The organism is Paenibacillus sp. OK003 (assembly GCF_900109515.1).
GTDB classification, from domain to species: Bacteria; Bacillota; Bacilli; order Paenibacillales; family Paenibacillaceae; genus Paenibacillus; species Paenibacillus marchantiae.
Map to the genome: position 1 here is coordinate 16043 of NZ_FOBD01000005.1, position 17534 is coordinate 33576.

At 47.7% G+C, this 17534-nt stretch carries 13 protein-coding genes and 1 riboswitch; of the genes, 12 read left to right on the forward strand and 1 reads right to left on the reverse strand.

All coding sequences use genetic code 11. The features are described 5' to 3' along the window. Window positions 1-237: 237 nt before the first annotated feature. From BMW94_RS08775 to BMW94_RS08815, 9 genes are all read left to right on the forward strand, one after another. Window positions 238-906 (forward strand): pectate lyase, encoded by a 669-nt coding sequence (locus tag BMW94_RS08775; RefSeq protein ID WP_090997168.1) that lies wholly within the window; start codon window positions 238-240, stop codon window positions 904-906. A 319-nt stretch (window positions 907-1225) separates the two neighbouring features. Then, window positions 1226-1336, forward strand: a riboswitch (TPP riboswitch). Window positions 1337-1564: 228 nt separating this feature from the next. After that, a complete protein-coding gene (locus BMW94_RS08780) occupies window positions 1565-2158 on the forward strand; it encodes an ECF transporter S component (protein WP_079694965.1) in 594 nt (197 codons plus the stop codon). Then, entirely contained in the window at window positions 2159-3667 is a 1509-nt protein-coding gene (locus BMW94_RS08785; protein ID WP_090997170.1) for an ABC transporter ATP-binding protein, read from the forward strand. After that, window positions 3642-4436 carry an energy-coupling factor transporter transmembrane component T family protein gene (locus tag BMW94_RS08790; protein ID WP_090997173.1) on the forward strand — a complete coding sequence of 265 codons (795 nt, stop codon included), beginning with the start codon at window positions 3642-3644 and terminating at the stop codon, window positions 4434-4436. The genes BMW94_RS08785 and BMW94_RS08790 overlap by 26 nt, the downstream gene beginning before the upstream one ends. A 114-nt stretch (window positions 4437-4550) precedes the next feature. Then, window positions 4551-5891 carry a hypothetical protein gene (locus tag BMW94_RS08795; protein WP_090997176.1) on the forward strand — a complete coding sequence of 447 codons (1341 nt, stop codon included), beginning with the start codon at window positions 4551-4553 and terminating at the stop codon, window positions 5889-5891. Continuing rightward, window positions 5888-6832: an outer membrane protein assembly factor BamB family protein gene (locus tag BMW94_RS08800; RefSeq protein WP_090997179.1), complete on the forward strand. Its 945-nt coding sequence runs from the start codon at window positions 5888-5890 to the stop codon at window positions 6830-6832. The genes BMW94_RS08795 and BMW94_RS08800 overlap by 4 nt, the downstream gene beginning before the upstream one ends. A gap of 131 nt (window positions 6833-6963) precedes the next feature. After that, on the forward strand, window positions 6964-7782 hold the full coding sequence (locus BMW94_RS08805; RefSeq protein WP_090997182.1) for a methionine ABC transporter ATP-binding protein: 819 nt from the start codon (window positions 6964-6966) through the stop codon (window positions 7780-7782). After that, complete coding sequence (locus tag BMW94_RS08810) at window positions 7772-8440, forward strand: methionine ABC transporter permease (RefSeq protein WP_082350946.1); 669 nt, start codon at window positions 7772-7774, stop codon at window positions 8438-8440. Before BMW94_RS08805 ends, BMW94_RS08810 begins: the two co-directional genes overlap by 11 nt. A 77-nt stretch (window positions 8441-8517) precedes the next feature. Continuing rightward, window positions 8518-9357: a MetQ/NlpA family ABC transporter substrate-binding protein gene (locus tag BMW94_RS08815; protein WP_090893494.1), complete on the forward strand. Its 840-nt coding sequence runs from the start codon at window positions 8518-8520 to the stop codon at window positions 9355-9357. Window positions 9358-9481: 124 nt separating this feature from the next. Here the strand turns inward: BMW94_RS08815 and BMW94_RS08820 are convergent, their stop codons facing one another. Then, complete coding sequence (locus BMW94_RS08820) at window positions 9482-10345, reverse strand: helix-turn-helix transcriptional regulator (protein ID WP_090997185.1); 864 nt, start codon at window positions 10343-10345, stop codon at window positions 9482-9484. A gap of 142 nt (window positions 10346-10487) precedes the next feature. Here BMW94_RS08820 and fabF point away from each other — a divergent pair, with 142 nt between their 5' ends. The 3 genes from fabF (at window position 10488) to BMW94_RS08835 (ending at window position 17465) form a co-directional block, all read left to right on the forward strand. After that, window positions 10488-11726 carry a beta-ketoacyl-ACP synthase II gene (gene fabF, locus BMW94_RS08825; protein ID WP_090997188.1) on the forward strand — a complete coding sequence of 413 codons (1239 nt, stop codon included), beginning with the start codon at window positions 10488-10490 and terminating at the stop codon, window positions 11724-11726. 307 nt (window positions 11727-12033) lie between these two features. Then, complete coding sequence (locus BMW94_RS08830) at window positions 12034-12453, forward strand: hypothetical protein (protein WP_090997191.1); 420 nt, start codon at window positions 12034-12036, stop codon at window positions 12451-12453. A gap of 26 nt (window positions 12454-12479) precedes the next feature. Then, window positions 12480-17465, forward strand: a complete 4986-nt coding sequence (locus BMW94_RS08835) for a DUF4132 domain-containing protein (protein WP_090997194.1) — start codon at window positions 12480-12482, stop codon at window positions 17463-17465. Window positions 17466-17534: the final 69 nt, after the last annotated feature.

Here is a 17534-nt window from a genome sequence, read left to right on the forward strand (position 1 = left end):
AGAAGCATACCCGAAGTTGAGATCGGCATATTACACAATGGAGTACGATGCAAAAAATGCCGAGAACACAGGCATACTGCTGTCGTTTCTATATCTAAGCTAATGATTATTATCGTAACATCCCTTTTTTGGTAGGATCAGGGTAGGTTCCGAACCAGAGGTGCACCTCAGATCGGTTCCTTGAGGACAAGCTCATGCTTGTACGCCAATTCATCAGAATAAGGGAGGATTTAAGTTATGAAAAAAATGTTGACGTTATTGCTGTCTGCGGGTCTGGTCGCTTCATTATTCAGTGCAATTCCAGCTTTTGCCGCACCTACTGTTGTAAACTCAACGATTATTGTACCCAAGGGTGAAACGTTTGACGGCAAAGGCCAAACGTATGTAGCCAACCCTTCCACACTGGGAGATGGATCTCAAGCGGAAGACCAGAAGCCGGTGTTTCGGTTGGAGGCAGGCGCCACGCTCAAAAATGTAAATATCGGTTCACCCGCAGCGGACGGTGTTCATTGTTACGGTAACTGCACAATTTCAAATGTGGTGTGGGAGGATGTCGGCGAAGATGCGCTAACGCTGAAGTCAGCGGGAACGGTCAACATTACTGGCGGGGCAGCTTACAAGGCCTATGATAAAGTATTTCAAATCAATGCAGCCGGAACGATTAACATTAAAAATTTCCGTGCAGACGATATTGGCAAGCTGGTGCGTCAAAATGGTGGAACCACCTTCACGGTGAATATGACGCTGGACAACTCAAATATTTCCAACGTCAAGGATTCGATTATGCGTACGGACAGCAGTACATCACAAGGGAAAATTACAAATACCCGTTATTCTAAAGTCCCGACCTTGTTTAAAGGCTTTGCATCGGGCAAAACAAGTCAATCCGGGAATACACAATATTAAAACAGAGCATACCTGTTCGCAATAATTTTCCTCTAAACGATATGAAGCATAACAATTAAAGGGGATGTCCCATGAGTCATGAATATGACGGGGGCATCCCTGGTTCGCGTTATTTTGATCTAATGAACCTGGCACACGGTATTCGCTGTCATTTGCACCGTTCTGAGATGTAACGAATTACAGAGTCGTTATTTCTTGAAGCAGAGGTATATGGCGCACAAATGAAACATATAGTTAATCACTCTTTCTTCTAGGTTATACTGATTTTTTCTTATCGGGATTGTCACAAATACCCATGTGTTGTACAGTAGAAGCAATGAAATAAGTGAACCGGGAGCTCAATGAAGTTGGGCTGAGAGAGCGGCCTTGTGCCGCTGACCGTATATCTGATCTGGGTAATGCCAGCGTAGAGAACATGAATTTGCGATGTGCAATGGTAAGCGATAGGGGATAGAACATAAATGTCAGCGTTTCTTGGGTGCAGCGGGATTTTCTGATGTGACGGGAATGGTGTCGTTTGTTTTCTTCTTTCTCTATATCTGCCTAATGCGCAGCATCGTGAGAATTGTAAACTGTGCGTATGGCCTGCCTGGAAACCGGGGAGGCTTTTTTTATTTGTTTTATGAATCTAGGCAAACAGAGGAAGGAAGTAGAGAACATGTCAACAGCAGTAGGCAGCAACAGATTGAAGTTAACCGATATTTTGGTAACGATTGTGATCGCAGTGGTATTCGGGGTGATCTACAAAATATGGGGACCTACATATGATCTGATGAAGCCATTCGGCGTTCATGCGGAACAGATGATTTACGGCATGTGGTTCATGGCGGGAACCTTTGCCTTTGTAATTATTCGTAAGCCGGGTGTAGCCATTCTGGCTGAAGTTGCGGCATCCACGGTGAGTGCTTTTCTCGGAAGTGAGTGGGGCATGTCGACACTGGTGTATGGGCTGCTGCAAGGGCTGGGTGCAGAGATTTTCTTCGCCGCATTTCTGTATCGGAAAAGCAATCTGTTCGTCACCTGCCTTGCGGCTATTGGTGCAGCAGCGGCTTCGCTTGTACTCGATTATCAGTATGGGTACATTGATTCCCTCTCGGCTTGGAACTATACACTGTTTATCGGATTCCGCTTCATTGGAAGTATTCTGATTGCGGGTGTATTCACCTATTATCTCGCCAAAGCGCTGGAGCTTACAGGTGTAACACGATCCCTTAGACCGGTGTCGAAGCAGGATTATGAGGCGCTGGACTAGATGAATGAAGTGGAGAATGTGCAAGCGGTAGGTGTTACGACTCTAAGATGTAAGTTCCCGGGAGAGAAGGCCTTGGTGTTCCAAGGCTTGTCTCTCTCTGTGTGTCAAGGGGAGAAAGTGTTGTTGCTTGGACCAAGCGGCTCTGGCAAATCAACCTTGTTGCAAATTCTGAGTGGTCTGATTCCGCGATCTGTGGAGATTCCGATGAAATGTGATGACATTCAGGTGCCTGAGCAGCCCGGTATTGTTTTTCAAGATCCGGATACCCAGTTCTGTATGTCATATACGGATGAAGAGATTGCTTTTGTATTGGAAAACCGGAATATTCCACGCGAGCAGATGCCTGCTCTTATCCATCAATACCTGGAACAGGTCGGGCTATGCTTCGAACATAATCGAACACTCATTCAATCCATGTCTCAGGGCATGAAGCAGCGTCTTGCGATGGCTTCAATTCTGGCGATGGAGCCAGACGTACTCTTTTTGGATGAACCAACGGCACTGCTGGATGATGAAGGAACCTCTCAGGTGTGGGAAACGGTGAAACAGATTGCACAGGACAAAACACTCATGATCGTGGAACATAAAATTAATGAAATTGTCGAGTGGGTAGACCGAATCATCGTATTGTCGCCTGAAGGAAAGATTGTGGCAGATGGCCCGGCGAATCAGGTATTTACAGATGAGCGGAATATGCTCAGGGAATACGGAATCTGGTATCCAGGGGTTTGGGAAGAGCGAGGGCAGACGAAAGCACAGACGTTGGTCACAGGAGAGTTTATTCGTTATGGGGCAACAGAAACTGAAAGTATGGATAACAAGGAGGAGCGAGCTTCTGCGCAGCCCCAACCAGCCCTGGAAATGCAGCAATTCACCGGATGGCGCGGAAAAACACCTTTCATTCAGGTGGAACAGGCCAAGGTATGGCACGGAGATTGGGTGGGGATTGTCGGGGCTAACGGGGCAGGTAAAAGTTCATTATTGCTGTCCATGATGAATATCCTGAAAACGACAGGTCATTATGTTGTGGAAGGACAATCGGCCGGAAAAACCGAGCAGCTTGCAGATCGCATTGCCTTTGTATTCCAGAATCCTGAATTTCAATTCGTGACCAATACGGTTCGGGATGAAGTGGGATTCTCCTTGCTGAGCGGCAAGCTAACTGCCGAAGAAAGAGGTATCCGTACCGATCATATGCTGGAGCAATTCGGACTGAGTGAGCTGTCCGGTAGGCATCCATACCAATTGTCGATGGGACAGAAACGACGGCTGAGTGTAGCATCAGCTCTGGTACGGGAACAGCGTATTTTGTTACTGGATGAGCCTACCTTTGGACAGGATGCGCGGAATACCTTTGCCATGTTATCACAGCTGGAGCGGTTGCGGCGTGAAGGGACAGCCATCGTGATGGTTACACATGACCGTGAAATCGTGAAGCGTTATTGCACCCGGATCTGGACGGTGCATGAGGGGAGGTTAACGGATGCAGCTCTCGTTTCCTCATCGTGAGACTTGGCTTCACGCGGTGAATCCGGGGTTGAAAATGATTTTCCTGACATTGCTGTTTGTCTTCGTCATCCTTGTTCACAACCTGAATGTAATGGCGAATGTGGCAGTTGTGATGCTGTTATTGCTGGGCTGGACGGGTCACCCATGGCCCAGATTATTGCTGTATGCGTCTCCGTTCATTTTGGTATTTATATCAACTTCCACAGGTATGATCATGTTTGGTAAAGGGGAGACCACCTGGTTTCAGTGGGGATTGATTCATATTACCGAAGAGAGCTTCTACCGCGGGTTGCACCTGGGATTTCGTTCCCTAAGTATGGCGGCAGCTGGATTGTTGTTTGGCCTGACGACCAAGCCTGTGCGTCTCTTTTATTCCCTCATGCAGCAGTGGAGGCTCCCACCCAAGTATGCTTATAGTTTCCTGGCGGCGATGCGCATGATTCCGATTTTGCTGGATGAATTTCAGACGCTGCGGTATGCCATCCGCATTCGGGGAACGAGGCAGCGCGGCTCCCGATGGTATGTATACGGCACACTGAAACGATATGCTATTCCACTACTTGCACAGAGTATTCGCCGTGCGCAGCGTATGGCGGTGGTGATGGAAGCAAAAGGATTCAAGGAAGGCGGGAGCCGGACCTATTACGTTCAGATCGGGTATTCCAGAGCGGATGTATGGTTCATGGGGTATTTTATCATCATGTTAACGGCTGCTTATATATTGGGAACCACAATCCCATATCATTCAACGCTTGTGGATGTAAGATAAGGTGAGACCTGTAATTATTTCATAACTTGTAAATATATTTGGGAGTAACAGTAACTTTTCCTTGTTCAAACCGTCTTTATTGGAAATAACTTCAAATGATTGGAGTGGACTGACGTGAAGACCGGGCGTAAAAGGCAAGGGACGGGCTACCCGTGGAATATAATTGCTGGTATCGTAGTTGTGCTGGTCACGGGGGGACTGTTGCTGACTAACCATGTCAGGGCGGTTGAAGGACAAGGTTCCGTCGCAGTTATGCAAATGCAATCGGTGAAGCTTAATTATAAAAAGGGGGATAAGGTGACGGTAGCTGAAGGTGTGCCTATTTACAGCGGTGTGGTCGAGAGCAGTGTTTCTCCTGATCGGATGGTCATAAACGGGTATAGCTCCGCCCAAGGAAGCTTGAAAATCGACGCTGTTCGCGGGGAATGGGTCAAACTAAAAGGTAGCGATTACACTGAATTCTGGATACCTGGCTGGTATACCTCCAAAGAAAGCCGCAGCCTGACGAAATCCATTCTACAAACGTTCAAGCTTCAATCGGGCAGCAAGCTGTACCTGTTTCCCGGAAGTCAGGCAACATGGTCTTCAGGGGCATTCCTGAAAGAGCAGGCGTTCATTGTTGCAGCGACGAAGGACTGGTATGGCGTGTCCATTGCCCCGCGCGTCTGGAGTAAGGAATCGTCCACTTATCGTCCTGCATTGCTTTGGGTTAAGGCACAGGATGTAGCACAGCATACCAAGGTTGCGGATGGCTGGTTCAGTAGACCATTGGGGATGCCCACGTCCACTATACGTCATTTGACAGATATTGTGCTGAATTCAAAAACGACCTCGAAACAGGTGGCGCAGTGGCTCGGCGAACCGGATTGGCAAGAGCATTCCGGCAATTTAAACGATACGGGTTATGCTATGAGTATAGGGAAGACCTGGCGGTACGAGCGAGCAGATGCTCATTTTCTCGTGACATTTAACAAGAACGGCAGGCTGGTTCGAACACGCTGGAATATACCCCAGGACGATCGAAACGGTGTATTGTCTAATTGGGAATTTGGTGGTTCAGATGAATATCAGTTCACGACTAAAATCTATGGCACAATGCTGCCTGCCACCTTACCCTGGAAATCGGTATGGACCAATCAGGGGGAGATTAACTACACTTTTTTACAAGCAGCAACGGATGATGTGCTCCTGATAAAAGGGGATGACGGTGGATTTAGCGGGGGGTACTATGAAGGTTCCATATATGCTCTTGACCGACATTCCGGCCAGAAATTATGGGCGATCAATGGTGGGTTTGGAAGACAGCAGGCAGAGGTGGATGTGGGACGCCAATACGTTACCATCTACACCGATTATGACCCTGGCAAGAAAAAATACGTGGATCGTATACGCCATCTGGGCTTGAAGAACGGAAAGGTCGAGTGGGAGTATACCCCCAAGCAAAATTTCGATTGAATGGGATTACGGCAGCGAAGAATGTCGTTATTGTGGACAGCGCGGTTGTTGAAGGCTCCAGCAATAGCTGGTTAACGGTGCTGGATAGTACAAACGGAAAAACATTATGGAAGCGAAAACTGACGACCGGTTATGAATTATTGAATAAGAGCGCCGAAGATCCTTATGTCATGTATTGGGAAAAGGATAAACTGATTGCAGCTGATCCGCGATCAGGCCGCACCGTGTGGAGCATTGCAGCAGGGAAATCGACGATAGAGCATCCCGAACGGAATCCTTATTTTGACGGAATTGCTCGTATCGATCCGTTTGTGCCCTCACAGCCAGAACGCTGGATGCTGCTAGATGACCAGTGGGTGCTGGTTGATCTGAACAACGGACAGAAGCTTGCACAATTTCCGGCCCGGGTTGGACAGCAAATTGAGGTGCTGAATGACGGCATGGTGCTCATTCGAGAGAACAACAACGGGGAAATGTATGGTGAATACGAGGATTACATAACCACCTTGTATGATCCCATGACCGAAAAAAAATGGTGGACGCAGAATAACAAGATCGAACGAGGGTTTGTGGAGGACGATCAATTATATGTAATCAAAAATGGGTACCCATCAGCCCTTGCATATGATTCAGGAGAGACTCGTTGGTCCGCACAAAACACGATTGCTGCCTTTCAATACCCTACCAATCAGGGGAGTTACGTGGTGATTGATGATCAGCTTTTGCTGCCGATGGGTGATGATCTTCTGGTGATGAACAAACAGGACGGTACTTTGCTTGGTCGTGTGCATGACGTTGTGATGGGAAACCCGGAGCATCGTGATCGGGATGCGAAGAACGGAACCATGAATCGACTTGGAAATGAAGTCTATATTGGTTCGTCCAACGGACGGTTCAGCTTATATAATGCAGGTAGTTTAAAAACAGATATCTCACGTTAAAGCTTGTCTCATGTGGGATGATGATTTATTATAAATAAACAGGATTGCTCGCGCTCCGGTTATCGGCTGTGCGGGCTTTCTTCATGTGTTCTTGAAGGACCATGTACGATTAATCGCAGGAGGAATCTCCCATGATTTCATTATACCGGGTAAGCAAGCGTTATAACGAGCGTGGGTCCCGTGAAGATCAGGGATTCGAAGCGTTAAGCTCGGTTTCCCTGGAAGTAGGCCAGGGAGAGATTCACGGTATTATTGGCTCCAGTGGTGCAGGGAAGTCCACACTTCTGCGTATGCTCAATGGATTGGAGAAGCCGGATGACGGTGAAGTCATTGTGAATGGGCAGCATCTGACCCGGATGAGTGAGAATAGTTTGCGCCAGGCACGCAGGTCCATTGGCATGATTTTTCAGCATTTCAATCTGGTCAGCAATCGGACCGTAAGTGGCAATGTCTGCATGCCTCTGGAACTTGCGGGTGTCTCCCGGACCGAACGGGTTGCACGAGGACTTGAGGTGTTGAGATTTGTCGGACTTGAAGATAAGGCCAACCAGTATCCTGCACAGTTAAGCGGAGGGCAAAAGCAGCGAGTTGCCATCGCCAGAGCACTTGCCAGCCGCCCGGATGTGCTGCTCTGTGATGAACCAACATCTTCGCTTGATCCGCAGACCACGAGTGGAATTCTGGATGTGCTGCGTCATGTCAATGAAACGCTGGGGGTAACTATTGTACTCGTTACACATGAGATGGAGGTTGCCCGAAAGCTCTGCGACCGGATATCGGTGATGAAAGAGGGACGGATCATCAAAACGCTGTCGGAAGCGGAAGTACGCAGCATACCGGCACCGAAGCCTGATCTTCTAACATCCTTGTTGATGGGCGAAGATGTATCCATGAGCGGACGAAATACCTCTCTTCATGGCGGTCAGGAGGACCATAACGATGATACCTGAGTCCGTTGTGAAATATCAGCATGAAATTTGGCAGGCCATCGGAGAGACGTTTGTCATGGTGGGAATCTCTATCACCGCAGCCGTGTTAATCGGGTTGCCTCTGGGTACACTGTTGTATCTGTTCAGAAGAGGGCAACGTTATCAGAATCGACCTCTGTTCACGATTCTGGGAAGTCTGGTCAACATCATTCGTTCATTCCCGTTTCTGCTGCTAGTCGTATTTATGATTCCGTTCACACGTCTGATTGTTGGAACATCCATCGGGACGCTCGCGGCAACCGTGCCGCTCTCGGTCATAGCCATTGCTTATTACGCCAGACTGGTAGAACAGGCATTGCTTGATGTCCCGAAAGGTGTCGTTGAAGCTGCTTCTTCGATGGGTGCATCGACCCTACAGCTTGTGGTGAAATTCCTGTACGTGGAGGCTCGCTCAAGTCTTGTACTCGGCTTAACAACGGCAACCATCAGCTTTATCTCTTACTCTACGGTCATGGGTATTGTCGGTGGTGGCGGGGTTGGTGATTTTGCGATTCGTTACGGTTATCAGCGATTCGAGACGGAGATTATGGTATTTACGATTATCATTATGATTATCCTGGTACAGATGATCCAATTTACTGGCAGCAGACTGTCCCGCTGGCTCGATCGCCGATCCTGAAGAAGGACAGGTATTGCAGAGAAATTTGAATTACAGCATGAACAATACAGATTATATGATGAAGGGGTTTATATCAGATGAAAGCAAAACTAATGCTCATGCTGCTGGCAGTGATGCTCGTAGCAGCCGGATGCGGCAAAAAAGAAGAAACACCTGCGGCGGAAGGTACTAAGGAAGGTGCTCAAGCCGGACAAGAAGTGACGTTGAAAGTAGCTACTTTGATTCCGCCAATGACGGATGTGCTGGATATTGTGAAGCCATTGCTGAAAGAAGATGGCGTTAATCTGGAAGTCGTTGTACTTTCCGATAACGTTCAACCGAATACTGCACTCGCGAACAAAGAAGTAGACGCAAACTTCTTCCAGCACGTACCTTACATGAATCAGTACAATGAAGCAAATAACGCTAACTTGGTGGCTGTTCAACCGATCTACAATGCCATCTACGGAGCATATTCCAAGAAGTATAAATCCATTGAAGAATTGCCTGAAGGTGCAACGGTAGCGATTGCCAACGATCCGTCCAACATTGGACGCTCGCTGGTGATGATGGAACAGAACGGCCTGATTAAGCTGAAAGAAGGCGTCGGTTTTAATGCAACGCAAGCAGACATCACGGAAAACACGAAAAACTTCAAGTTCGAGGAAGTGGACCTGTTGATGCTGGCCCGCATGTTGGATGATGCCGATCTGGTTGCCATGACGCCAGCTTATGCGAGTCCGCTGGGTCTTACACCGAAGAAGGATGCGCTGTTCACTGAGAAGGACGATTCTCATTTTGCTATTACCTTGGTTGCCCGTGAAGATAACAAGGATTCGGAAGCCATTCAGAAGCTGGCGAAGCGTATGGCGGGTCCAGAAGTGAAAGCTTTCTTTGAAGAGAAGTATGCAGATATTGCAATCCCGGCTTTTAAATAACATCGGTTAATCTGCAACTGAAATGATGGTACAGATAGGTTCAAAACAAACATGAAGACCCAGGGCTGATCGCCTGGGTCTTTTTTGTTCATTTGTATTCCGGCATAAATGAGAAAAAGTAACATCAGCTTTTGTCTGAGTCGTGTTCTACCTTGGGCTCCATGAGGCGGATCAATTTCCGCTCTGTAGCCGTGTCTGTTGCAGGCGTGTAGATGCTGCACCGCAAATCGGCATTTCCCTGAACCTGGAGTGAGGTAAGATCAAAAAGCATTTTACCAGCTCTGGAATGTCTAAATTCAATCAAAACGTCCGGGGCGCTGCTAACACTGCTTTGTTTCCAAAGGGGTTGAAAATCAGGATATCTGTCCATCATGTCATCCAAAAACAAGTTGTACCATTCGTCATCTACATATTGACCATAATAAGCACGGAAAATAGCCAGGAATCCGCTGACAAAATCCTCCCAGTTGACGGCCAGTCTTCGAAATTCTTTTCGTTCAAACAACAAGCTGATCATGTTCCGCTGTTCAGCCGGAATCTGTTCAAAGTCCATAAACACATGCCGCGCTGCGTCATTCCAGCCCACAATGTGGCAGCGTCGGTCTGAGATGATTGTGGGACAATTGCGAAGTTCCTGCAATATTTTTTGTAAAGAGGGATGTATTTGGAGTGGCTTCTCATCCAGGATATGAAGTTCCGAATGGTAATCCAGACCAAGGGAAAACAAATACTTCCGTTCATCCGCTGTCAGCTTGAGAGCTGAGGCGATGTTATCCAATACGGAATGAGATACCTGAATATCTCGGCCCTGTTCAAGCCAGGTGTACCACGTTGTGCTCACACCTGCCAATTGGGATACTTCTTCTCTTCTTAATCCAGGCGTTCTTCGCCGGGAGCCCGCGGGTAATCCGACGGATTCTGGCGAGATTTTGGAGCGCTGGTTTTTCAGAAAAGCGGACAGTGCCTGCAGCCTGACATCATGGTTCATTCCATCACCTTCGTTCCTTCGTTTATCATGGTAGTCATTATACTATTATAATTGACAACTTGTAATAGGATAATACGAATGGCAATATAAGTGCATAACTTAACTAAACAAGTATGGAAAGAGCACTAAAGGAGGATGCATTATGGAGCGTGTTGTTATTACAGGAATGGGGATTATCTCTCCTTTGGGGAATGATGTGCAACCATTTTGGAATGGATTGGTGGAAGGCAAATCTGGAATTTCACCGATTGAAGCGTTTGATACAACGGCCTATAAAACGAAGATAGCAGGGGCAGTCCGTGATTTTGACGGAGAAGAACGGTTTGGACGGAAGGAAGCACGGCGTATGGACCGGTTCGTGCAATTTGCTATTGCTGCAGCAGATCAGGCTTTATCTGACTCCGGTCTCGAGATGGAGCATGTGGACAGGGAGCGAGTAGGCGTGTATATCGGTTCTGGCATTGGCGGAATCCAGACCCTGATGGAGCAAGGTAAACTCCTGTCTGAACGTGGGCCTGCAAGAGTCAGTCCAACACTGGTACCCATGATGATATCCAATATGGCGGCGGCTATGGTGAGCATGAGGTTTGGCTGTTGGGGACCCACTCTCTCGCCAGTGACAGCCTGTTCGATCGGCAACACCGCGATAGGTGAGGCTTTCCGGCTGATCCGTCATGGTGGAGCGGATGTAATTTTTGCTGGAGGGACGGAGGCAGCTGTCACCGAAGTATCACTGGCAAGCTTCGGCAATGCGACGGCGCTATCTACACGAAACGAAGCGTACGAAGGAGCGAGTCGACCATTTGATGCAGGCAGAGATGGTTTTGTCATGGCTGAGGGTGCCGGGGTCTTGGTTGTGGAGTCTTTGTCCCACGCCCTTGCGAGAGGTGCAAACATCCTTGCAGAGATCGTAGGTTATGGTGCCAGTTCAGATGCGTATCATATGGTAGCAACCCATCCCGAAGGACGTGGTGCATACTTGGCCATGAAAGCCGCTCTGGCGGATGCACAGCTTCAGCCACATGAGATTGATGTCATTAATGCTCATGCTACCAGTACGGAAGCGGGTGATCTTTCCGAGACACGAGCAATTAAGCAGCTGTTTGGTGCGGAAGCTTATCATATTCCGGTAACAGCAAACAAATCGATGACCGGACATATGCTGGGTGCGGCTGGTGGGGCGGAAGCCATATCGCTCATTCAAAGCTTGCGTAGCGGCATCATTCCACCGACAATCAATCAAGAGCAGAGCGATCCGGAATGTGATCTCGATTATGTACCCAACGTTGCAAGAGAAGCTGACCTGAATATTGGCATGTCCAACTCATTTGGCTTCGGTGGTCATAATGCGGTCATTATTTTGCAGAAATATTCATCGTAAACTTACAGAGAGCAGTGACTGCCCGAGGGCGCACTGTTCTCTTTTTATTTGCTGTGGGAAGGCTGTTCCGGCTGCGAAAGTGCTATATAGGTCATTAGTTCGCTGGTTGCATGTAAACATGAGGAATGGCCCATGAATATGGTAGGGATATTCGTTAAAATGTTCAATAGGGGCACATATGTACGCATAATTGAATGGATAACGAAATAGGACGAAGTTTAAGTTTGGTCCGTTTTCCATGGTGGTATAGATATAAGGGCTGATAGAGGCTTCTTTTAACATAAAGCTATACATAGGAGGGTAAGCAGTGAATGTATGGATTACGGTGAAAAGTCTGGGTAAACGCAAGCCGGCACTTGCCAAACAGGCTGCCGAACTTCCGGAAACAACCGATACGTTGAGACAGCTTATTAAGAACATGGTGGCTCAACAGCTCAAGGCTCTTCAGGACAAGAAGAATGAAGCAGAATGGCTTGCCTACCTGATGCCCGAGGACATTCAAGAGCAGGGAGCAGCAGGAAAAGTAGGCTTTGGCACGATATATAACGAAGGGGTTCCCGATGTAGAAGGCGCCATGGATACAGCTGTAACCGCATATGAAGATGGGTTATTTAAAGTGTTTCTCAATGATGAAGAGTTGCAGGCACTGGATGAGCCGTTGATTATACAGGAAGACGATAACGTGGTATTTATTCGCTTTACAATGCTTGCTGGGCGTCTGTGGTAGAGAGTGATGACGAGGAGGATAATGGAATGAATCAGGAAGATAAAGTTCAACAGTATCAACAAGAGTTGCAGGAAAAAGTAAAATCGTTGAAGGGTGTGGAGCAGGAACTCGCAGGCTATGTTGCAGAGATGGCTGGATTTACCTATTTGCGCGAAGACGAAAAGGCCTATTTGGATGCAGAGCAGCAATTGCAACGTATGTCTGCTGAGACGAAAACTCCATTGTTCCGTCCATTATTGGATGTATTGGAGCAACTGGTCAGTGAATCCTTTTTGGCTCGGTTCCGTTACATTGCAGAACGTACCGCAAATTTTCCATATAGTAAGAATTATGAGCGCAGACCATTTCGTACGACCGATCCCGAACAGCATATTGGACAGGTTCTTCGTAAAATGATTGCCTTGTTCCGTATGGAGATGCATGGCTTCTCTCTGAACGAATATGTATCCATTCGGGAGTACAAGTTTGATTATCTTCATGAGATTAGAGCCGTTTTACCGGATTGCATTGCCTATGAACTGGATCATGAAACCGGGGATATGAAGCAGGCGCTGCATGATATTATCTATGGCGACAATCAGAATGCATTGCTGACCACTGAAATGATCAAAGGTATCTTCATGAGCGATCAGGTGGATGCTTACCAGATGGTTGGAGAATTGCTGGTAGCAGCCAGACTGCAGGAGGGTTTGCGCCAGAGCATTGTGGAACGGATGGATGAAGGAACGCTTGAGGCGTATATATACATATTAAAAATAATCATCGACAACAACCTGATTCGGTTCAGTTCGGTAGTGAGAGCGCTCGCCGTATGGACAGGGATCGGAATTGAAGCGGCGAATCAGCGTGTTGCTGCGCAACTAATTACACAAGCACATCAAGCATTGACTGATCCTGCGGTGCGAGAGGAATGGCAGGAAAGCGCTAATGCAAACCAATTATTTATCAGTCTCTGGGCAACGGCAGTCATCGAAGAAAATGAGTTGGAGCGAAAAGTCATCCAGATCATGGATCACGGGCAAGTATATCAGCAGATTGTTGCACAATACGTACTTGCTAACAGTCAGAACAGAGGACTGCGCTTAAACATGGCACGTCAGTATCTTGAAGTACAGGATCTGGAGTTGCTGCATTGGGTGATTGAGAATTATGATGCCATGTACATGTTTAACTGGAGCTTTGAAAATGGGGAGAATCAACGTAGTGTTCATGTCTGGCCGCTGTCTGTTTTTGAAGATAAAGCCGTGCGTCGGCGTGACTTTAATCTGTTTAAACAAATGCTGGCCTATATTCCGCAGGGAGGTGCAGGTGGACCATCCGGTGTTCTTGAATTGGTTCAATATCGGATCGATCCGGATGATGTAGTGAAAAAAATGCTATACCTTGCTGCGTATGACATGGACCCGGAATGGATTGGCGAGGTCATTGCGCTCAAAGACAAGCTAAGCCCGGATTTGCGAGGAGAATTGTTGTCCCAGTTTGTCCATCATCCCGAGAATGAAGTACAAAGACAGTTTATTTTTGACAGTCTGTCGGATAAGAGCATGAACAACCGTGAGAATGCTCTGCTCAAAGCCAAGCTGCTGACGCTTACGCTCGAAGAGATGCTGCAAATGGAGGCGTTGCTCAAACTGAAAACGGGATCTTTGCGTCAGAAGACCATTCAGGTGTTACTGCTTCAGCCAACAGATCAGCTGATGGTATCCCTGAAACGACTTGTACAATCCAAAACTGAACTGCAGCGATTGGGTGCGATGGAACTGTTGACCGAGATCTCCGCAGATCCAGAGCGCATGGAGCAGAAGGAGCAGATGCAGCCAATCCTAGCGTTAATCAAGACACCAACAGCCAAGGAGCAGAAGCTGCTGGACAAGCTTACAGAGCAGAGCAGCAGGTATACGGCGGCTAATGGATTCGGCCTGTATGATCCTTCATGGGAAAATCCACTGCTTCATGAAGAACGTGATCTCGGCGGCTTCAAGCCGAAGGACATGTTTACCCTTTCCCTGGAAAAAGCGAAGCTGTTTCTTGAAGGGTTGGATGCGTTGCTACATGAGCACAGGGAATATGAATATGAGGCAGAATATTATGCCGGCTACAAAGAAACCTTGCTTGTAGGTGCGACATTGCGTGCCATGGTCTACATTCCTTATGATCAGCGGCAAGATATAGCTTTATTGGAGCAGTTCCCTCTCCATAATATATGGGGAGAATATGTCCAAAAGAGTGGTCTGGATAGTAAAGAGCTGCTGCAAATTTTATTTGCAATCCGTTTGGAGGATCTGAATAAGAAGCTGGATGATTATTATCGCTACTATTCCAATGTATACGAATATAGTGAAATGGAGAAACACTGGCTGCTGGAAGGATGGCGCAAGGAATTTGCCGAAGAGGTCTATCCGGTTCAATATATCCAGGACATGAAAAAGATGGTCAGTGAGCTTCGTTACGCAGATCAGGTGAAAACGCTGATGGAGGCCGTTTATGAGGACAGTGATAAGTCAGATACATTTGAAATCGCTGAGCGGACACTCTATACGCTGATGAAAATGATGCCTGAGGAACAAATGGAAAAGGAATCGGGCATGCTCGCTCTTTTGTCTGGCCCATGGTTCTATATTGTCCGGGATCGTGTATATGACGATATCAGTTTCATGCGATACTTCCAGACGCTAAGCCAATTCGACCGATTAAATAAGGAAAGTAACCGAGGTTCCTTCCTCACTCTGAACGATTACCTGCGTGCCTATGAATTGGACTTCATTGATGTACAGGAAGTCTACAAGCAGCTGCTTGTGGGAGAGTCTCGTGCCCTGTTTATTCGGGAATTGACATCCAGTCGGTCCGACTGGATTACGGAGAAACCGGTATTGGCAGAACTGCGAAGAACAGTTGTTGAACGAGTTTTGGAGATTGAGTTGACCCGAGGAGAACTTTCAACAGAAGTAAGTACGCTGGCCATGAAGCTTGAACGCATTGAAGGTATGGAGCATTGGGTGCATCTCGTTGCTGCCATGGATCAGGATACCTTTGTCCGTGGATATATCTACAGCTACGGTGACAATACGACACGTAAAGAAACGTTCAGCCATCTGATCCAGGTTTGCCATCCGCGTGATGGAGAGGACGAAGTACTGCTGGGACAATTGCTGGCGAAGCATCCCATCCAGGAGAAGAAGCTCCTGGAAGCTGCAATGTACGCGCCGCAATGGATGGAGATTGTTGCGAAGCATCTCGGATGGGAAGGACTGCGAAGTGCAGCCTGGTACTTCCATGCCCATATTAATGAACGGTTCACTGCTGAAAAGGAAACCATTGTAGCGCATTATTCTCCAATTTCACCTCAGGACTTTAACGAAGGCGCATTTGATATCGCCTGGTTCGAGGAGGCATACGAGGCCGTCGGTGAGGAGCGGTTCAGCCTGTTGTACGATTGTGCCAAATATATCTCCGGGGGAGCCAATCACCGCAGATCACAGTTGTTCGCGGATGCGGCACTTGGGAAGCTGAAACTTGAAGATATGCGTGAGTCCGTGGAAGATAAACGCAATAAAGATCATTTGTTGACCTACAGCCTGATTCCATTTGCAGAAGAACGGGAACAGGATCTGCGTGAGCGGTACGACTTCATTCAGAAATTTCTGATGCAGAGCAAACAGTTTGGTGCACAGCGCCGTGCCAGTGAAGGTCTGGTATCCCAGATAGCGCTGGGCAACCTTGCCCGTAATGCAGGATATGCCGATGTTACCCGGCTGATGTGGGATATGGAAGCTCGCAAGCTGGATGAGATGAAGTCCTATTTTAAGCCGCATGAACTGGATGAGGCTACTACAGCCCAATTGGTCATTGATGAAGAAGGCCAGCCGGAACTGCTCATCGTAAGCAAAGGGAAAACACTCAAATCTGTACCTGCTCGGTTCAAGAAAGATGGATACATCGCCGAATTGAAGGAATTAAAAACGGATCTGGTTGATCAGTATCGCCGGGCAAGACAGGAATTGGAGCGTTCCATGACGGCAGGAACATCCTTTACGAGTGAGGAAGTTTCAAGTCTGCTGCAGAATCCGGTTCTTCGTCCACTGGTTCGCACGCTTGTGTTCCAAGCAGATGACAAGCTTGGAAGATTCGATGTAACGTCCGGTGGGTTGGTTACTCCGGCTTCGGATGATTCGACAAGCTCGATACAAACCTTGGCGGCACATGATCGCCTACTGATTGCGCATCCATTGCATCTGTTCCAGAGTGGAAGCTGGAGTGAATTCCAACGGGATCTGTTCAACCGTCAGGAACGTCAGCCATTCAAGCAGGTGTTCCGTGAACTCTATCTTCCAAATGAGGATGAGCTGGCTAATGGAACGGTATCCCGTCGGTATGCAGGTTATCAGATTCAGCCGAAAAAAGCAGTTGCTCTGCTTAAAGGACGTCAATGGACCGTCAGCTATGAGGAAGGACTGCAAAAGGTAAGCTATGAGCATAATCTGATTGCCAATCTCTATGCTATGGCAGACTGGTTCTCGCCCGCAGATACAGAAGCGCCTACCCTGGAGACGGTGCAGTTCTATGATCGAAAAACGTATAAACCTGTCGCGTTAAAAGATGTACCGCCAGTCTTCTTCTCAGAAGTCATGCGTGACATTGATTTGGTGGTTAGCGTTGCGCATGTTGGCGGAGTAGATCCGGAAGCCAGCTTGACCACGATTGAGATGCGTCATGTGATTGTGAATGAGTCACTGCGTCTGTTGAAGGTCGATAACGTACGTCTCGATGGAAATTACGCTCGAATTGATGGTGAACTGGGAGAGTATGCCGTTCATCTTGGCAGCGGCAATGTGTTCAAACAGGCGACGGGCGCGCTTCATATCGTTCCTGTGCACAGTCAGCATCGAGGCAGAATATTCCTGCCATTCCTTGATGAAGATCCGAGAACGGCAGAAATCTTATCCAAAGTGATGTTATTGGCTGAAGACAAGAAGATCAAGGACCCGCAAATCCTTGCGCAATTGCAGCATTGATTAGTAATGTTGAATGATGCTGCAGCCAAGCGGCATTAGATTGACGATGCCGAGTGAACTTATCGAATA